The following is a 15,445-nucleotide window of genomic DNA, read 5'->3' as shown; positions in this document are numbered from 1 at the left end:
GGGGGCCGCTCAGGACAGGCGGACCCGCACCTCGGCCGCGGCGTCCTCGCCGTAGGTCTTGGTGAAGCGCTCCAGGAAGTGGGAGCGCTTCAGCTCGTACTCCTGGGTGCCCAGCGTCTCGATCACCAGCGTGGCGAGCATGCAGCCGATCTGTGCGGCGCGTTCCAGCCCGAGGTCCCAGGCCAGGCCCGACAGGAAGCCGGCCCGGAAGGCGTCGCCGACGCCCGTCGGATCGACCTTGGCCTCCTCGTCGGGGCAGGGGACGGTGAGAGCCTCCCGGCCCGCCCGCTCGATGCGGACCCCTCTGGCACCCAGTGTGGTGACACGGACGCCGACCCGGTCGAGGATGTCCTGCGCGCTCCAGCCGGTCTTGGACTCCACCAGCCCGGCCTCGTACTCGTTGGTGAACAGGTAGGCCGCGCCCTCGGTGAGTCCGCGGATCTCCTCCCCCTCCATCCGGGCGAGCTGCTGGGAGTAGTCGGCGGCGAAGGGGATGGAGCGGGTGCGGCACTCCTCGGTGTGGCGCATCATCGCCTCGGGGTCGTCCGCTCCGATGTGGACCAGGTCCAGCCCGCCGACCCGGTCGGCGACCGTCTTGAGCTCGATCAGCCGGGCCTCGCTCATGGCGCCGGTGTAGAAGGTGCCGATCTGGTTGTGGTCGGTGTCGGTGGTGCACACGAAGCGCGCGGTGTGCAGGATCTCGGAGATGCGCACCGACGCGGTGTCCACGCCGTGCCGCTCCAGCCAGGCGCGGTACTCCTCGAAGTCGGCGCCCGCCGCTCCCACGAGGATCGGGCGCACCCCGAGCTGGCCCATGCCGAAGCTGATGTTCGCGCCGACGCCGCCGCGCCGGATGTTGAGCGCGTCGGCCAGGAAGGACAGTGACACCGTGTGGAGCCGGTCGCCGACGAGCTGGTCGGCGAAGCGGCCGGGGAAGGTCATCAGATGGTCGGTGGCGATGGAGCCGGTGACTGCGATACGCACGGCGGGCTGCTCCTGGGGAGGCGGGACTGCGGATGCACCACGCTACTTCCTCGGCTGCTCCCGCCCACCCCCTGCGTCACTTTCCCCCACGGCCGCGCGCCGGTGGAACCGTCCGCGGCCCGCTCCCGTCACATCGGCGCACGGCTGGAAGACAGGGCACCGGGGACGCGCGGCATGCGGGCACACGGTGCACGGAACCCGAAGGAGCGATGCGGTGAGCGCCGACCACACCCCGGAATCCACCCGAACCCGGCGACGCGGGCTGACGACCGTCTCGGTGGCCCTCGCCGTCCTGCTGGCCGGAGGCGGCGGCGCGTACTGGGCCTCGACCGCCGGGAGCGGCGGGGCCTCGGACGCGGCCCGGCAGAGCGACCGGGACAGGCCCGCGCCGCTGGTCCTGGACGGCTACGGGCAGGCCCGCGCCGCCGCGCCGGAGCGCGGGATCGCGCCCGGCGAGCCGGCCCCCGGCGGCCCGGTCTACAAGGCGTCCGTTCCCCTGCCCGACGGCCCCGCCTCGGCCCCGGTCTACCGGCCCGCCGGGAAGGTCGGCGAGGACGAGGTGGCCGAGCTGGCGAAGGCGCTGGAGGTGCGCGGCGAGGTCCGCGGGAAGGACGGCTCCTGGACGGTCGGCGGCGAGGACAGGCGCCTGACCGTGGACACCGCCTCGGGCGCCTGGTCGTTCACCGGCGCGGTGCCGCTGAAGGCCGGGGAGATCTCCGAGAAGGAGGCGAAGGAGGCGGCCCGGCCCGTGGTGGAGGCCCTCGGCCTGGAGGGCGCCGAGGTGGACGCCGGGCAGGAGCGGGGCGGGCTGCGGATCGTCCGCGTCGAGCCCCGGCAGGACGGGCTGCCCGTCCACGGCTGGACGACCGAGATCGGTGTCGGCCACGGGGGCGCGCTGGCGAGCGGCAGCGGGCGGGCGGCCGCGCTGGCGAAGGCGGACGGTGGCGCCGAGTATCCGGTCATGGACGCCGGGGAGGCCCTGGCCGCGCTCAACGAGCGCGGCGGCCGGGTGGACCTGGGCCTGAAGTGCTCCGGGCCGCCGGAGAAGGGCGGGCCGAAGGCGGAGCCGGGGAGCGCCGGGCCGGGGGCCGGGGGGCCGGGAGACGTCCCGCCCGCCGACGGCGATCCGGAGCGGCCTGGCGGCGCGGGTGGTCCCGAGCCCTGCGGCCCGGCCGGGGACAGCGAGCCGGTGGAGGTGACGGGGGCGGCGTTCGGGCTGTCGGCGTACTCCTCGCAGGGGCGCGAACTGCTCGTTCCGTCCTGGCTGTTCGAGGTGGCGCCGACGGGCGGGGGGACGCACACGGTGGCCCACCCGGCGGTGGAGCCGGAGTTCCTGGCGCCGCCCTCCTCCGGGGACGGCGACACCCCCACGTCCGCGCCGGGTGCGCCGGGCCCGCGTCCCGAGGAGCGGATCAGGACCGCCACCTACGTCGAGGAGTACGGGCCGAAGGACCGCACGCTCACGGTCCACTTCTGGGGCGGGGTGTGCGACGAGTACAGCGCGAGCGCCGAGGAGGGCGCCGGGAAGGTGACGGTGCGGATCACCGGCGAGCCCCGGGAGCCGGGCAAGGCCTGTGTGATGATCGCCAAGGACATGACCGTGGAGGTGGGGCTCGACGAGCCGGTCGGCGACCGCGAGCTCCTGGACGAGGAGGGCGAGCGGCTTCCCGAGGGCGCTCCGCGGGAGTGAGGAGCGAGGGGGAGGGCCCCGCCGCCCGCCCGGCCCGCGCCCTCCGCCTCTCCTTCCCCGCATGACGTGCGACGTGCCGGAAACGGCATGCCGAAGGCGGCGGCCCCCCGGTCGGGGGGCCGCCGCCTTCGGCATGCCGTGTACGCCGGTACCGGCGGGCAGCTCGGCCGGAGCGGCTCAGCTGAAGGAGTCGCCGCAGGCGCAGGAGCCCGTGGCGTTCGGGTTGTCGATGGTGAAGCCCTGCTTCTCGATGGTGTCGACGAAGTCGATGGAGGCGCCGCCCAGGTACGGGGCGCTCATCCGGTCGGTCACGACGCGGACACCGTCGAACTCCTTGACGACGTCGCCGTCCAGCGACCGCTCGTCGAAGAAGAGCTGGTACCGCAGGCCGGAGCAGCCGCCGGGCTGAACGGCGACGCGCAGGGCCAGGTCCTCGCGGCCCTCCTGTTCGAGCAGGTTCTTGACCTTCGCCGCGGCGGCGTCGGACAGGATGATTCCGTCAGTCGTCACAGCGGTCTCGTCCGATACGGACATCTGCTTCTCTCCCGGGTTGTACGGACTGCTCTGCCGCCTGCTCAACAGGCGGCTTCCCGGTTTCATTCCAGGCCGGGCGCGTCTTTGCGTCTTTCATGCTCGCATACCCGGCGCCCGGCGGTCACTCCCGCGCGCACGGGCGGGGATGCGTCACACTGACGCGATCGGCATCGTCAATATGACGTGAAGGGGTTATGATAGATAGCGTCAATCCGACGAAAAGACCCGCTGAGCCGATGAAAGGGTGCGTGCCGTGAACACCGCCCCGCCTTCCGCCCCCGTCCCGGCCACCCCCGGGGACGCCCTGGATGTCCAGCCGACCCCGCTGGCCCTGCTCCTCCTCGGCCGCGACTCCGACCCGAGGAGCGAGCGCGGAGTGGAGTGCCCCGGCGACCTGCCCTCCCCGTCGGACCCCGGCCTGATCGAGCGCGCCCGCGCGGCGAAGGAGCGGCTGGGCGAGAAGGTCTTCGTGCTCGGCCACCACTACCAGCGCGACGAGGTCATCCAGTTCGCCGACGTCACCGGCGACTCCTTCAAGCTCGCCCGGGACGCCGCCGCCCGCCCGGAGGCGGAGTACATCGTCTTCTGCGGCGTGCACTTCATGGCCGAGTCCGCCGACATCCTCACCTCCGACCGGCAGCAGGTCGTCCTGCCCGACCTGGCCGCGGGCTGCTCCATGGCGGACATGGCCACCGCCGAGCAGGTCGCCGAGTGCTGGGACGTACTGACCGAGGCGGGCGTCGCCGACACCACCGTCCCGGTCTCCTACATGAACTCCTCGGCCGACATCAAGGCCTTCACCGGCCGGCACGGCGGCACCATCTGCACCTCCTCCAACGCCGGGCGGGCGCTGGACTGGGCCTTCGGGCAGGGGGAGAAGGTGCTGTTCCTGCCCGACCAGCACCTGGGCCGCAACACCGCCGTGCGGGACATGGGGATGTCCCTGGAGGACTGCGTCGTCTACAACCCGCACAAGCCGAACGGCGGTCTGACCGCCGGGGAGCTTCGGGCGGCGAGGATGATCCTGTGGCGCGGCCACTGCTCGGTGCACGGGCGCTTCACGCTGGACTCGGTGAACGACGTGCGCGAGCGCGTCCCCGGCATCAACGTGCTGGTGCACCCCGAGTGCCGCCACGAGGTCGTCGCGGCGGCCGACCACGTCGGCTCCACCGAGCACATCATCAAGACCCTGGAAGCGGCCCCGGCCGGCTCCAAGTGGGCGATCGGCACCGAGCTGAACCTGGTGCGCCGGCTGGCGAACCGCTTCGCCCCCGACGGCAAGGAGGTCGTCTTCCTGGACCGGACGGTCTGCTTCTGCTCGACCATGAACCGGATCGACCTGCCCCACCTGGTGTGGGCCCTGGAGTCGCTGGCCGACGGCAAGGTCGTCAACCGCATCCAGGTCGACACGGAGACCGAGAAGTTCGCCAAGCTGGCCCTGGAGCGGATGCTCGCCCTGCCGTGATGCCCGGGCGTTCCGCGCGACGCGCGTGACCGGGCGCGGCGCGGTCGGCCAGGATGGCCGTCATGCTGCTGCGCCCGGTACGCGACCGCGAGGACGACGCCCAGGCCGTGCGGTTCGTCGCGGACGCCGCCCTTCCGGCACCCGCGTCCCCGTGCGGCGGGCCGCACGGGGACGCGCCGCTGCCCGCCCCGGCCGTCCGCCGCCCGCACCACGCCCGCCATCTGGCCCGTACCGATCCCGGCGGCTGCTGGCTGGCCGAGGACGCCGCCGGGCGCCCCGTCGGGGTCGTGCTGTCCACCCGCCGGGAGGGCACCTGGGGGCTGTCGCTGCTCGCCGTGCTGCCCGAGGCTCGGGGCCGGGGCGTGGGCGGGGCCCTGCTGGGGCGTGCGCTGGAGTACGGCCGCGGCTGCCTGCGCGGGATCGCCCTGGTGCCGCCCCACCCGGTCGCGGCCCGCGTCTGCCGCCGTGCGGGGCTGGAGCTGCACCCGGCCACCCGGCTGACGGGGAAGGTCTCGACCGCCTCCCTACCCGCCCCCGACGGCGCGGTGGCCGGGGGCGGCCCAAAAGACCGCGACCTGATGGACTCGGTGGACCGGCGGCTGCGCGGCGGCGCCCACGGGCCGGACCACGAGGAGCTGCCGCGCCACGCCAGGCTGCTGGTCACCGACGACTTCGCCGGCAGCGGCTACTGCTACCTCTCCGGGGGCACCGGGGGCACCGGGGGCACTGAGGGCTCCGAGGTCCGGGTGGAGCTGCTGGGCGCGACCTCACGACGGCTGGCCACCCGGCTGCTGACCGCCGCCCTGGGTGCGGCGGGCGAGGGCCGCCGGGTGCGGATCGAGGGCCTGACCGCCGAGCAGCAGTGGGCGCTGGACGTCGGTCTGGCCGCGGGACTGGAGCCGGGCACCGCGGGCTGGGTGGGGCTGCGCGGGATGCGGCCGCCGTCGCCGTACGTCCCCTGCGCCGCCTTCCCGTAGCGGCCGCCGCCGCGAGGGCTCCCGGCCCCTCAGGCGGGGGCGTCGGCGGGGAACAGGCCGTCCTCGCCCAGCATGGCGCGCACCTCTTCCAGCGTGGCGCCGGGCTCGGGCAGGATCAGGTCCGAGGACTCCAGTGCGTCGTCCGGCAGGGGCGCGCCCAGCGAGCGCACGGCGTCCAGCAGGGCGTCGAAGGTGCGGCGGAAGCCCGCATCGTCACCGTGCTCCATCTCGTGGAGCAGCTCGTCGTCCAGTGCGTTCAGGCCGGGCAGATGGCTGTCGTCCAGCCTGACCTGCCCCTCACCCATGATCCGTACGATCACGGCGATCTCCTTCCGGGCTTCCCGGAGGACGGGTGCCCGGTACGCCGGGGGTGATGCCCCCGGCGTACCGCTGCTGCTACTGCTTGTCGAAACGGGGGGTGTCCTGGGACCGCGGTGCCTGCTGGGGCTGCTGCTGAGGCTGCGCGGCCTGGTCCTGCCCGCCCTCGATGGCCTGCCGGTCGCCGCCCGTGCCGCCCGCCAGCTCGGCCTTCATGCGCTGGAGCTCCAGCTCCACGTCGGAGCCGCCGGAGATGCGGTCCAGCTCGGCCGCGATGTCGTCCTTGGCCAGTCCGCTGGAGTCGTCCAGGGCTCCCGAGGCGAGCAGTTCGTCGATCGCCCCGGCCCGGGCCTGGAGCTGCGCGGTCTTGTCCTCGGCCCGCTGGACGGCCAGGCCGACGTCGCCCATCTCCTCCGAGATGCCGGAGAAGGCCTCGCCGATGCGGGTCTGGGCCTGGGCGGCGGTGTAGGTGGCCTTGATGGTCTCCTTCTTGGTGCGGAAGGCGTCCACCTTGGCCTGGAGGCGCTGGGCGGCGAGGGTGAGCTTCTCCTCCTCGCCCTGGAGCGTCTGGTGCTGCTGCTCCAGATCGGTCACCTGCTGCTGGAGGGCGGCGCGGCGGGAGAGCGCCTCGCGCGCCAGGTCCTCGCGGCCGAGGGCGAGCGCCTTGCGGCCCTGCTCCTCCAGCTTGGCGGACTGGCCCTGGAGCTGGTTGAGCTGGAGCTCCAGCCGCTTGCGGGAGGTCGCCACGTCGGCGACCCCGCGGCGCACCTTCTGCAGCAGTTCGAGCTGCTTCTGGTACGAGTAGTCGAGCGTCTCGCGCGGATCCTCGGCCCGGTCCAGGGCCTTGTTGGTCTTCGCGCGGAAGATCATCCCCATACGCTTCATAACACCGCTCATGGGCTTCGCGCGCCCCCTTCGAAGACGGACTGAACCTCGCACACCGACAGGTCCCACCCTACGGGCCCTGCTCCCATTACCGCACTGTTCGGACCCGGATGTGCTCCTCCTCCAGGACGATCGGCGAACGGTGTTTCTCCCGCCCAGGAAGTAGCAGGGGGTACGGCGACCCGCCGTTGCCGGATCGTTCCCCGTGGGGGTGGGGGTCACACCTGGTCGCCCCGTACTCTTGGCGGTGTGTTCCGAAGCCGTTCTCGTGATGAGCAGACCGCATCTCCCGGCCAGGCCGCGGAGCCGACCGGGCAGCGCCGTGACCCGCAGGCCCCCAAGGGCCGCCCCACGCCCAAGCGCAGCGAGGCCGAGGCACTGCGCCGTGCCGTGGCCAAACCTCCGGCCGACCGCAAGGAGGCCGCCCGGCGCGCCCGCGAGGCCCGCCGCGCCGAGCTGGCGCGGCAGCGCGAGGCCCTGGCCGGCGGCGACGAGCGCTACCTGCCGGCCCGCGACCGCGGCCCGGTGCGGCGCTACGCCCGTGACTTCGTCGACGCCAAGTGGCATGTCGCGGAGTTCTTCCTGCCGCTGGCCGTGGTCATCCTGATCCTGAGCATGATGCCGTCGATGCAGGTGAAGAACGCCTCCCTGCTGCTGTGGCTGGGCGTCATCGTGATGATCGTCGTCGACTCCGTCCTCACCGGCTTCCGGCTGAAGAAGGCCCTGGCCGAGCGCTTCCCCGACGAGAACCGGCGGGGCTCGGTGGCGTACGCGCTGATGCGCACCCTCCAGATGCGCCGTATGCGGCTGCCCAAGCCGCAGATCGCCCGCGGCGAGGCCCCGCGCCGCTGACGGGGCACGGGGCGGAACCCCGGCCCCGGCGGAGCACCGAGGACCACCGACGGACCCATCGATGGACACAGCCGTACGACACGACGAGCACCACGCGGACGCACCCCGCGACGGTCTGCGCCACGACGACGCCGTGGGGCAGGCGCTGGTCGCCCGGCAGCTCGAGGAGCAGATCACCTCGCGCTTCCCCGTGGGGCGGCGGCTGCGTGTCCTGGACGTGGCGCTGCGCGACGGGTCGCAGGCGCTGGCGCTGGCCCGCGCCGGGCACGAGGTGACCGGGCTGGAGCCCGACCCCGGGCGGGCGGACGCCGTACGCCGGTGCCTGGAGGGGGAGCCGGCGGGCATACGGGAGCGGACGCGCGTCGTCCCGGGCGACAGCCGCAGCACCGGCGCGCACTTCCTGCCCGGCTCCTTCGACGTGGTGCTCTGCCACGGGGTGCTGGCTCCCGGCGACGAGGTGGGCCCGCTGCTGGCCGGGCTGGGCCGGGTACTGGCCCCCGGCGGGCTGCTGTCGCTGCTGGTGCCCAACACCGAGGCGGCGGCCATGCGGCCGGGGCTGGCCGGCGACTGGTCCGGTGCCCTCGCCCGCCTCGCCCCGCCCGACCCGGCCGAGCGCGCCCTGCGCCGCGAGGCGTTGACCGCCACCCTGGCCGGAATGAGCACTCCGGTGCACCGGTGGTACGGGGTGCGGGTCTTCACCGGTGAGGGCGGTGCCCTGCCCGGCGGCGAGGCCGGTCGGCGGCTGCTGTCCGCCGAGGAGCGGGCCGGGAGCGCGGATCCGTACCGTGCGGTGGCGGCGCTGCTGCACCTGTGCGCCGTGCGCGGCTGAGCGCCCCCGGTCCCGCGCGCGCCCCGCGCGCTCCGCGCGTCCGCCGGACGCGTCGCGGTTTCCGGCGGCTTCCCGGGGGAACGCGGACGCTCCGCGGTCCGGTCGCACCCGGCTGCGGAGACCAGCGCAGGACCAGCGAAGGGGCGCTCGTTCCCATGACCCGTTCCCCACTGCGCGGCGGGCGCCGCACGGGCGCCGCCGCCCTGTGCGCGGCCGCCGCGCTGCTCGCCGGCTGCACCGGCTCGGAATCCTCCGGCGGCGCCGACGCCTCGCCCTCCCCCAGCGCAACCGTTCCCGTGCCGACCGCGGCCGGCGATCTGCAGGAGTCCTTCCAGAAGGTGGTGGACCAGGTCCTGCCGTCCGTCGTCCAGGTCACCACCCGGGAGGGGCTGGGTTCGGGCGTGGTCTACGACGACGAGGGCCATATCGTCACCAACGCCCATGTGGTGGGGGACACCGAGCGGTTCCGGATCACCATGGCCACCGGGCGGGACGAGCTGGACGCGGAGCTGGTCGCCAGCTACCCGGAGGAGGACCTGGCGGTGGTGAAACTCACCGACCCGCCCCGCGGCCTGCGCCCGGCGACCTTCGGGGACTCCGGTGAGGTGGAAGTCGGCCAGATCGTCCTGGCCATGGGAAACCCGCTGGGGCTGTCCTCAAGCGTCACCGAGGGGATCATCTCGGCCACCGGCCGCGCCATCAGCGAGGGCAGCGCCGAGGCCACCATCGGCAACCTGATCCAGACATCGGCCCCGATCAACCCGGGCAACAGCGGCGGTGCGCTGGTCGATCTCTCCGGCCGCGTCATCGGCGTACCCACTCTGGCCGCCCGCTCCCCCGGCGGGGACGGCGGCACGGCGCCGGGCCTGGGTTTCGCCATCCCCTCCGACACCGTCCGGCACCTGGCCGACCAGATGATCGAGCACGGCGAGGTGGTCGACTCCGACGAGGCCGCGATCGAGGCGACGGTGCGCACCGTCCTGGGCGACGACTACCGGCCCGCCGGGGTCGCGATCGTGGAGGTCCGGGAAGGCGGCGCGGCGGACGAGGCCGGGCTCCGGGCGGGCGACGTGATCGTCGGGCTCGGCGGCGAGCAGACCCCGGACACCACCGCGCTGGCGGAGGCGCTGGCCTCCCGCGAGCCGGGCGACGAGGTGAAGATCGTCTACCGGCGCGACGGCGAGGAGCGGACCGTCGCGGTCACCCTCGGTGAGCGCTGACGGTCCCGGAGCCCCGGGACCGGCCCGGGAGGGCCGGTCCCCGCCGGTCCCGGTCCCTCAGGCCCCCCCGGCCGCGCCCAGACTCATGGGCCCGTAGATCTCGGTGCCGTCCTCCAGCAGTCTCACCTGCTCGACGCCGCCCTCCAGCAGTTCCCTCCAGGTCTCGCCGATCCAGCTCTCCGCGTCTCCCTGGGTGGAGAACTCCTCGGGCCGGACGGCCGGTTCCGTCTCCGTGCCGTCGGCCTTCTCGAACCGCCACGTCCACGCCATGTGCGCCTCCCCTGTCCCTTGTCCGTGCCTTGTCCGCGGCTCGTCCCCGTGCCGTACCGCGCCGGGTGCGGCCTCACGTTCCACAGATCCTGTCCCGCTGTCCGCAGAGTAGGCCCTGCCCGGCCGATCCGCGCGGACCGGCCCCGCCCCCCCCTCGCGCGGCGGCCCGGCGGGCGCGAGACGATCGTGCCGTGGAACTGACTCTGCTCGGCACCGGCGCCCCCGCCGGCCTCCCCCGGCCCGGCTGTCCCTGCGCGGCCTGTGCCACCTCCGCCCGTGCGAAGGCGCGGGCGGCGACCGCGCTGCTCGTGGACGGCGTCCTGCTGCTCGACCTGACCCCCGGCCCCGCTCTGGCGGCCGCCCGCGCGGGCAGCTCGCTGCACGGTGTGCGGCAGGTGCTGCTGTCCCACCCCCACGGGGGGCCGGCCCCGGAGGTCCCGGCCGGGCTGCCCGTGCCGGTGCGGGTGCCGGACGGGCGGAGGCTGACGCTGATCAGCGGCCACCGGGTGCGGGCGGTGGCGCTGGACGCGCCGGGCACCGGGTACGAGATCGGCGGGCCCGACGGCGAGCGCCTGCTGTACCTGCCGCCGGGGGCCGGGCTCGCGCAGGAGCCGCCGGGCGGCTCCCGCACCCCGTACGCCCTGGTGCTGATGGACGTCCTGGGCCGTCCCGACGCGCTCGCCCGGCTGCGGGCGGCCGGGGCCGTGGGCCCGACCACGGACGTGCTGGCCGTCCACATCGACCACGACGTGCCGCCCGGCCCGGAGCTGCACCGGCGGCTGGCCGCCGCGGGGGCCCGTACCGAGCCGGACGGCACCACGGTGGTGGTCGGCGACTACCGGGCGGTACCCGATCCACCCCGGCGCACGCTGGTCCTGGGCGGCGCGCGCTCGGGCAAGTCCGCCGAGGCCGAGCGACGGCTGGCGGCCTTCCCGGACGTGCTCTACGTCGCCACGGGCGGCACCCGGGACGGCGACCGGGAGTGGGCGGCGCGGGTGGCCGCCCACCGGGAGCGCCGCCCGCCCTCCTGGCGCACCGCCGAGACCTGCGATCTGGTGCCGCTGCTCACCGCCGAGGACGCCCCGCCGGTACTGGTCGACTGCCTGGCCCTGTGGCTGACCGACGCGATGGACCGCGCCGGCGCCTGGGACGACGACCGCTGGGGCGGCGGCGAGGCCCCCCGCGCGCTGGCCGGGCGGACCGGCGCCCTGGTCTCGGCCTTCCGCGCCGCCTCCCGCACGGTGGTGGCGGTCAGCAACGAGGTCGGCTCGGGCGTGGTGCCCGCCACCGCCGCCGGCCGCCGCTTCCGCGACGAGCTGGGCCGGCTGAACGCGGCGGTGGCGGCCGAGTGCGAGCACGTCCTGCTGGTCACGGCGGGTACGGCCCTGCCGCTGCGCGGCTGAGCGCCGGCCGGGGACCGTACGGGGGACGGTAGTGTCGCCCCATGAGCGACGGCAGCCTGAATCTCGACGACTTCGGCGACCTCATCGAACGTCCCGACAGCGGCGTCCGCCGGGATGCCGAGGAGCGGCGCGCCCGGACCGGCCTGCCGGCCGGGGCGCTGGGGCGGCTGGACGAACTGGGCGAGTGGCTGGCGGCGGCGCAGGGCCGCGTTCCCGTGGAGCCGGTCTCACGGCCGAGGGCCGTGCTGTTCGCCGGGGACCACGGGGTGGCGGAGCTGGGTGTCTCCGCCCGGCCCGCCGGGGGCGCGCACGCCCTGGTGCGCGCCGCCCTGGACGGCACGAGTCCGGCGGCGGTGCTGTCACGCCGTTTCGGCGTGCCGCTGCGGATCGTCGACATGTCGCTGGACTGCGACCCGGGCGAGCTGCCCGGGGAGGTCACCCGCCACCGGGTGCGGCGCTCCGGCGGACGCCTGGACACCGAGGACGCCCTGACCGCCGAGGAGGCCGAGCGCGCCTTCCGGGCCGGGATGGCCGTCGCCGACGAGGAGGCCGACGCCGGGACCGATCTGGTGGTCCTGGGCGACATCTCCGTCGGCGGCACCACGGCGGCCGGGGTGCTGGTCGCCGCCCTGTGCGGCACCGACGCCTCCGTGGTCACCGGCCGCGGCGGCGGGCGCATCGACGACCTCGCCTGGATGCGCAAGTGCGCGGCGATCCGCGACGGGCTGCGCCGCGCCCGGCCCGTCCTGGGGGACCAGCTCAGGCTGCTGGCGACCGTCGGCGGGGCGGACCTGACCGCGATCACCGGCTTCCTGCTCCAGTCGGCTGTGCGCCGCACTCCCGTGATCCTCGACGGCGTGGTCTCCGCCGCGTGCGCGCTGGTCGCCCAGCGCGTGGCGTTCCGGGCGCCGGACTGGTGGCTGGCCGGGTCGGCGAGCGGGGAGCCCGCACAGGCCAAGGCGCTGGACCGGATGGCGCTCGACCCCCTGCTGGACCACGGCGTCACCGCGGGCGAGGGCACCGGCGCGCTGCTCGCCCTCCCCCTGGTCCGGGCCGCGGCCGCGCTGGCGGCGGAACTGCCGGTGCGCCGTGAGCGGGAGGAACGGGAGGACACCGCGGCGCCGGACGCGGACCGGACCGGCGCCGCGCGGATGCTCGACGCCACCTGAGCCCGTACGCCGACCGCCCGTGTGCGTACGGCCGCCGAACACCGGCCCCGCCGGGGACGGCCCCACCGCCCGCGCGAGGCCGGCCTCGCGCGGGCAGAACGCAGGAGAGCCCGTGGACACCGCCCCGCAGCCGTCGCAGGACCCGCACCCGCCCGCCGCCCCGCCGCCCGCCGGCGTACGGGACGGGGTGCGCTTCGCCTTCGGCACGCTCACCGTGCTGCCGGTCTCCGGGGCCCGCTGGGACCGGGCCGCGGCCCGCGCGGGCATGGTGTGCGCCCCGCTGGTGGGCCTGGTGGCAGGGCTGTGCGCGGCCGCCGCCGGGGGCGCCGCGCTGCTGCTGGGCGCCTCACCGCTGCTCGCGGCGGTCGCCACCGTCGCGGTACCCGCCGTGCTGACGCGCGGTCTGCATCTGGACGGGCTCGCGGACGTCGCCGACGGTCTGGGCAGCGGCCGTCCCGCCGAGGGCGCGCTGGAGGTGATGAAGCGCTCCGACATCGGCCCGTTCGGGGTGGTCACCCTGCTGCTGGTACTGCTGGCCCAGGTCGCGGCGGTGGCCGGGGCGTACGCCGCCGGCTGGGTGTGGGGCGCGGTCGCGGTGACCGTCTCGGCGGTGACCGCGCGCGCCGCGCTGACGCTCGCCGCCCGCGAGGGCGTCCCCGCGGCCCGTCCCGGGGGGCTGGGCGCGGCGGTCGCCGGGGCGGTGCCCCTCCGGGCCGCCGCCGCGACCTGCGCGGCGGTGGCCTTGGCGGCGGCGGGCGCGGGGGCGGTGTGGGGGCCGTACGGGGCCTTGCGGTGCGCCGCGGCGGTCGTCCTGGCGCTGGGCGCGGCGCACCTGCTGCTGGCCCGCTGCCGCCGCAGACTGGGCGGGGTGACCGGTGACGTGTTCGGCGCGGTGGGCGAAACCGCGCTGACCACCTGCCTGGTGGTGCTTGCGCAGGGTTAGCGCCCCTCGGAGAATTCCGCGGGACGGTCCGTGTCCCCGTCACGCTCCGCCACCGGCTCCGGACGGCGGCGGAACCCACCGTCCGGAGCCGACGGCGGGGTGCTTCGGGCCGCGACGTAGGCTCGGCCCGTGCCCGAAGCCGTGCACATCCACTCGGCTTGCCCATCGGAAGAGGGATTCCCACCACTGTGTCTGCTCTCACTCTCAGTTCCTCGTCCGCCGCGACGCTGCGCGCGGACGCCGTCGTCGTCGGTGTGACCAAGGGCCCGGACGGGCCCGTGGTCGCCCCGGGCGGCGAGCCCCTGGACCAGGCGTTCGACGGCAGGCTGGCCGGCGTTCTGGAGACCCTCGGCGCGTCGGGCGGCGAGGGGGAGGTCACCAAGCTGCCGGCCCCGGACGGAGTGAAGGCCGATCTGGTGCTGGCGGTCGGACTCGGTGACGCCCCGGACGGGGACGGACCGTACGACCCGGAGGCGCTGCGCCGCGCGGCCGGTGCGGCCGCCCGCGCGCTGGCCGGCCGGAAGAAGGCCGGCTTCGCCCTGCCGGCCGGGGACGACGCGTCCCTGGCCGCCGTCTGCGAGGGCGCGCTGCTGGGTGCCTACTCCTTCACCGAGTACCGCGGCAAGGACGACAAGGGCGGCAAGAGCGCTGCCAAGGGGAAGAAGGACGGCAGGGGCGGCGACGGGAGCGCCCCGCTCGCCGAGGTCACCGTGCTCGGCGCCGGGTCCCGCGACAAGGCCCACAAGGCCGCCGCCGAGCGGGCCGAGGTGCTGGCCGCGGAGGTCAACCGCGCCCGCGACCTGATCAACACCCCCTCCAACGACCTGTTCCCGAAGTCCTTCGCCTCCGCTGTGCAGAGCGCGGCCAAGGAGCACGGGCTGACGGTGGAGGTGCTGGACGAGAAGGCCCTGGCCAAGGGCGGTTACGGCGGCATCCTCGGTGTCGGGCAGGGCTCGGCGAAACCCCCGCGCCTGGTTCGCCTGTCCTACACCCACTCCAAGGCGAAGAAGACCCTGGCCCTGGTCGGCAAGGGCATCACCTACGACTCGGGCGGCATCTCGCTCAAGCCGGCCGGCCACAACGAGACCATGAAGTGCGACATGAGCGGCGCCGCCGCCGTCTTCGCCGCCGTGGTCGCCGCCGCCCGTCTCGGCCTGCGGGTGAACGTCACCGGCTGGCTGGCGCTGGCGGAGAACATGCCGTCGGGCACGGCGACCCGGCCGGGCGATGTTTTGACCATGTACAGCGGCAAGACGGTCGAGGTGCTCAACACCGACGCCGAGGGCCGCCTGGTGCTGGCCGACGCCCTGACCCGGGCGTGCGAGGAGAAGCCGGACGCGGTGGTGGACGTGGCGACCCTGACCGGCGCGATGATGCTGGCGCTGGGCGGCCGCACGTTCGGCGTGATGGCCAACGACGACGCCTTCCGCACGGTCGTCCACGACAGCGCGGCCGAGGTGGGCGAGCCGTCGTGGCCGATGCCGCTCCCCGGCCATCTGCGCAAGGGCATGGACTCGCCGATCGCCGACATCGCCAACATCGGCGAGCGGATGGGCGGCGGCCTGGTGGCCGGCCTGTTCCTGAAGGAGTTCGTCGCCGAGGGCACCGCCTGGGCGCACCTGGACATCGCCGGTCCGGCCTTCAACGAGTCCGGCCCCTTCGGCTACACCCCCAAGGGCGGCACCGGCTGCGCGGTGCGCACCCTCGTCCGCCTCGCCGAGCGCGCCGCGGCGGGGGACGTTCTCTGACGGTCGCCCGGCGGCCGCCCGGCGGCCGCCCGGTGACCGCGGCGGCCCGGCCGGGGCGGCCCGCGCGCCGTCCTTCCGCCGGGGCTCCGGAGGCGGAAAGCCTCCGGAGCCCCGGCGGTCGTCGCGGCCGGCCCCGGCCCGTTCCGGCCGGGCCGCGT

At 75.4% G+C, this 15,445-nt stretch carries 15 protein-coding genes; 10 read left to right on the top strand and 5 right to left on the bottom strand.

Going from position 1 to position 15,445, the window contains the following annotated elements; translation table 11 throughout:
- Window positions 1-9 precede the first annotated feature (9 nt).
- Window positions 10-984 (bottom strand): carbohydrate kinase family protein, encoded by a 975-nt coding sequence (locus ACGRHY_RS20340; RefSeq protein ID WP_394636754.1) that lies wholly within the window; start codon window positions 982-984, stop codon window positions 10-12.
- A gap of 214 nt (window positions 985-1,198) precedes the next feature.
- On the opposite strand from ACGRHY_RS20340, the gene ACGRHY_RS20335 reads away from it, so the two are divergent.
- Window positions 1,199-2,674 (top strand): hypothetical protein, encoded by a 1,476-nt coding sequence (locus ACGRHY_RS20335; RefSeq protein ID WP_394636753.1) that lies wholly within the window; start codon window positions 1,199-1,201, stop codon window positions 2,672-2,674.
- A gap of 177 nt (window positions 2,675-2,851) precedes the next feature.
- Here the strand turns inward: ACGRHY_RS20335 and erpA are convergent, their stop codons facing one another.
- Entirely contained in the window at window positions 2,852-3,208 is a 357-nt protein-coding gene (erpA, locus tag ACGRHY_RS20330) for an iron-sulfur cluster insertion protein ErpA (RefSeq protein WP_394636752.1), read from the bottom strand.
- 244 nt (window positions 3,209-3,452) lie between these two features.
- On the opposite strand from erpA, the gene nadA reads away from it, so the two are divergent.
- Entirely contained in the window at window positions 3,453-4,673 is a 1,221-nt protein-coding gene (gene nadA, locus ACGRHY_RS20325) for a quinolinate synthase NadA (RefSeq protein ID WP_394636751.1), read from the top strand.
- Between the two features lie 62 nt (window positions 4,674-4,735).
- On the top strand, window positions 4,736-5,650 hold the full coding sequence (locus ACGRHY_RS20320; RefSeq protein WP_394636750.1) for a GNAT family N-acetyltransferase: 915 nt from the start codon (window positions 4,736-4,738) through the stop codon (window positions 5,648-5,650).
- 29 nt (window positions 5,651-5,679) lie between these two features.
- On the opposite strand, the gene pspAA is transcribed toward ACGRHY_RS20320, so the two are convergent.
- The gene (gene pspAA, locus ACGRHY_RS20315; RefSeq protein WP_394636749.1) at window positions 5,680-5,970 is read right to left on the bottom strand and encodes a PspA-associated protein PspAA; all 291 of its coding nucleotides are present in this window, start codon (window positions 5,968-5,970) and stop codon (window positions 5,680-5,682) included.
- A 76-nt stretch (window positions 5,971-6,046) separates the two neighbouring features.
- Window positions 6,047-6,844 (bottom strand): PspA/IM30 family protein, encoded by a 798-nt coding sequence (locus ACGRHY_RS20310; protein ID WP_394638129.1) that lies wholly within the window; start codon window positions 6,842-6,844, stop codon window positions 6,047-6,049.
- Window positions 6,845-7,102: 258 nt separating this feature from the next.
- On the opposite strand from ACGRHY_RS20310, the gene ACGRHY_RS20305 reads away from it, so the two are divergent.
- The 3 genes from ACGRHY_RS20305 (at window position 7,103) to ACGRHY_RS20295 (ending at window position 9,754) form a co-directional block, all read left to right on the top strand.
- Complete coding sequence (locus ACGRHY_RS20305; protein ID WP_394636748.1) at window positions 7,103-7,705, top strand: DUF3043 domain-containing protein; 603 nt, start codon at window positions 7,103-7,105, stop codon at window positions 7,703-7,705.
- Between the two features lie 61 nt (window positions 7,706-7,766).
- The gene (locus ACGRHY_RS20300) at window positions 7,767-8,534 is read left to right on the top strand and encodes a class I SAM-dependent methyltransferase (protein ID WP_394636747.1); all 768 of its coding nucleotides are present in this window, start codon (window positions 7,767-7,769) and stop codon (window positions 8,532-8,534) included.
- Window positions 8,535-8,689: 155 nt separating this feature from the next.
- On the top strand, window positions 8,690-9,754 hold the full coding sequence (locus ACGRHY_RS20295) for a S1C family serine protease (RefSeq protein ID WP_394636746.1): 1,065 nt from the start codon (window positions 8,690-8,692) through the stop codon (window positions 9,752-9,754).
- 57 nt (window positions 9,755-9,811) lie between these two features.
- Here the strand turns inward: ACGRHY_RS20295 and ACGRHY_RS20290 are convergent, their stop codons facing one another.
- Window positions 9,812-10,024: a hypothetical protein gene (locus ACGRHY_RS20290; RefSeq protein WP_394636745.1), complete on the bottom strand. Its 213-nt coding sequence runs from the start codon at window positions 10,022-10,024 to the stop codon at window positions 9,812-9,814.
- 191 nt (window positions 10,025-10,215) lie between these two features.
- Here ACGRHY_RS20290 and ACGRHY_RS20285 point away from each other — a divergent pair, with 191 nt between their 5' ends.
- From ACGRHY_RS20285 to ACGRHY_RS20270, 4 genes are all read left to right on the top strand, one after another.
- On the top strand, window positions 10,216-11,427 hold the full coding sequence (locus ACGRHY_RS20285; protein WP_394636744.1) for a bifunctional adenosylcobinamide kinase/adenosylcobinamide-phosphate guanylyltransferase: 1,212 nt from the start codon (window positions 10,216-10,218) through the stop codon (window positions 11,425-11,427).
- 41 nt (window positions 11,428-11,468) lie between these two features.
- Window positions 11,469-12,596: a nicotinate-nucleotide--dimethylbenzimidazole phosphoribosyltransferase gene (locus ACGRHY_RS20280; protein WP_394636743.1), complete on the top strand. Its 1,128-nt coding sequence runs from the start codon at window positions 11,469-11,471 to the stop codon at window positions 12,594-12,596.
- Window positions 12,597-12,708: 112 nt separating this feature from the next.
- Complete coding sequence (locus tag ACGRHY_RS20275; RefSeq protein WP_394636742.1) at window positions 12,709-13,539, top strand: adenosylcobinamide-GDP ribazoletransferase; 831 nt, start codon at window positions 12,709-12,711, stop codon at window positions 13,537-13,539.
- Between the two features lie 188 nt (window positions 13,540-13,727).
- A complete protein-coding gene (locus ACGRHY_RS20270; protein ID WP_394636741.1) occupies window positions 13,728-15,287 on the top strand; it encodes a leucyl aminopeptidase in 1,560 nt (519 codons plus the stop codon).
- Window positions 15,288-15,445: the final 158 nt, after the last annotated feature.

Origin of the sequence: Streptomyces shinuiensis, from assembly GCF_043660855.1 — a bacterium.
In the GTDB taxonomy this organism is placed as follows: domain Bacteria; phylum Actinomycetota; class Actinomycetes; order Streptomycetales; family Streptomycetaceae; genus Streptomyces.
Note: the sequence above shows the minus strand (reverse complement) of the source record. Positions and strands in the feature narration are given on the sequence as shown.

Coding starts and splice junctions, on each gene's coding strand:
- ACGRHY_RS20320 (WP_394636750.1), top strand. CDS start 4,736: ATGCTGCTGCGCCCGGTACGCGACCGCGAGGACGACGCCCAGGCCGTG.
- ACGRHY_RS20290 (WP_394636745.1), bottom strand. CDS start 10,024: ATGGCGTGGACGTGGCGGTTCGAGAAGGCCGACGGCACGGAGACGGAA.
- ACGRHY_RS20280 (WP_394636743.1), top strand. CDS start 11,469: ATGAGCGACGGCAGCCTGAATCTCGACGACTTCGGCGACCTCATCGAA.
- ACGRHY_RS20310 (WP_394638129.1), bottom strand. CDS start 6,844: ATGGGGATGATCTTCCGCGCGAAGACCAACAAGGCCCTGGACCGGGCC.
- ACGRHY_RS20295 (WP_394636746.1), top strand. CDS start 8,690: ATGACCCGTTCCCCACTGCGCGGCGGGCGCCGCACGGGCGCCGCCGCC.
- erpA (WP_394636752.1), bottom strand. CDS start 3,208: ATGTCCGTATCGGACGAGACCGCTGTGACGACTGACGGAATCATCCTG.
- ACGRHY_RS20300 (WP_394636747.1), top strand. CDS start 7,767: ATGGACACAGCCGTACGACACGACGAGCACCACGCGGACGCACCCCGC.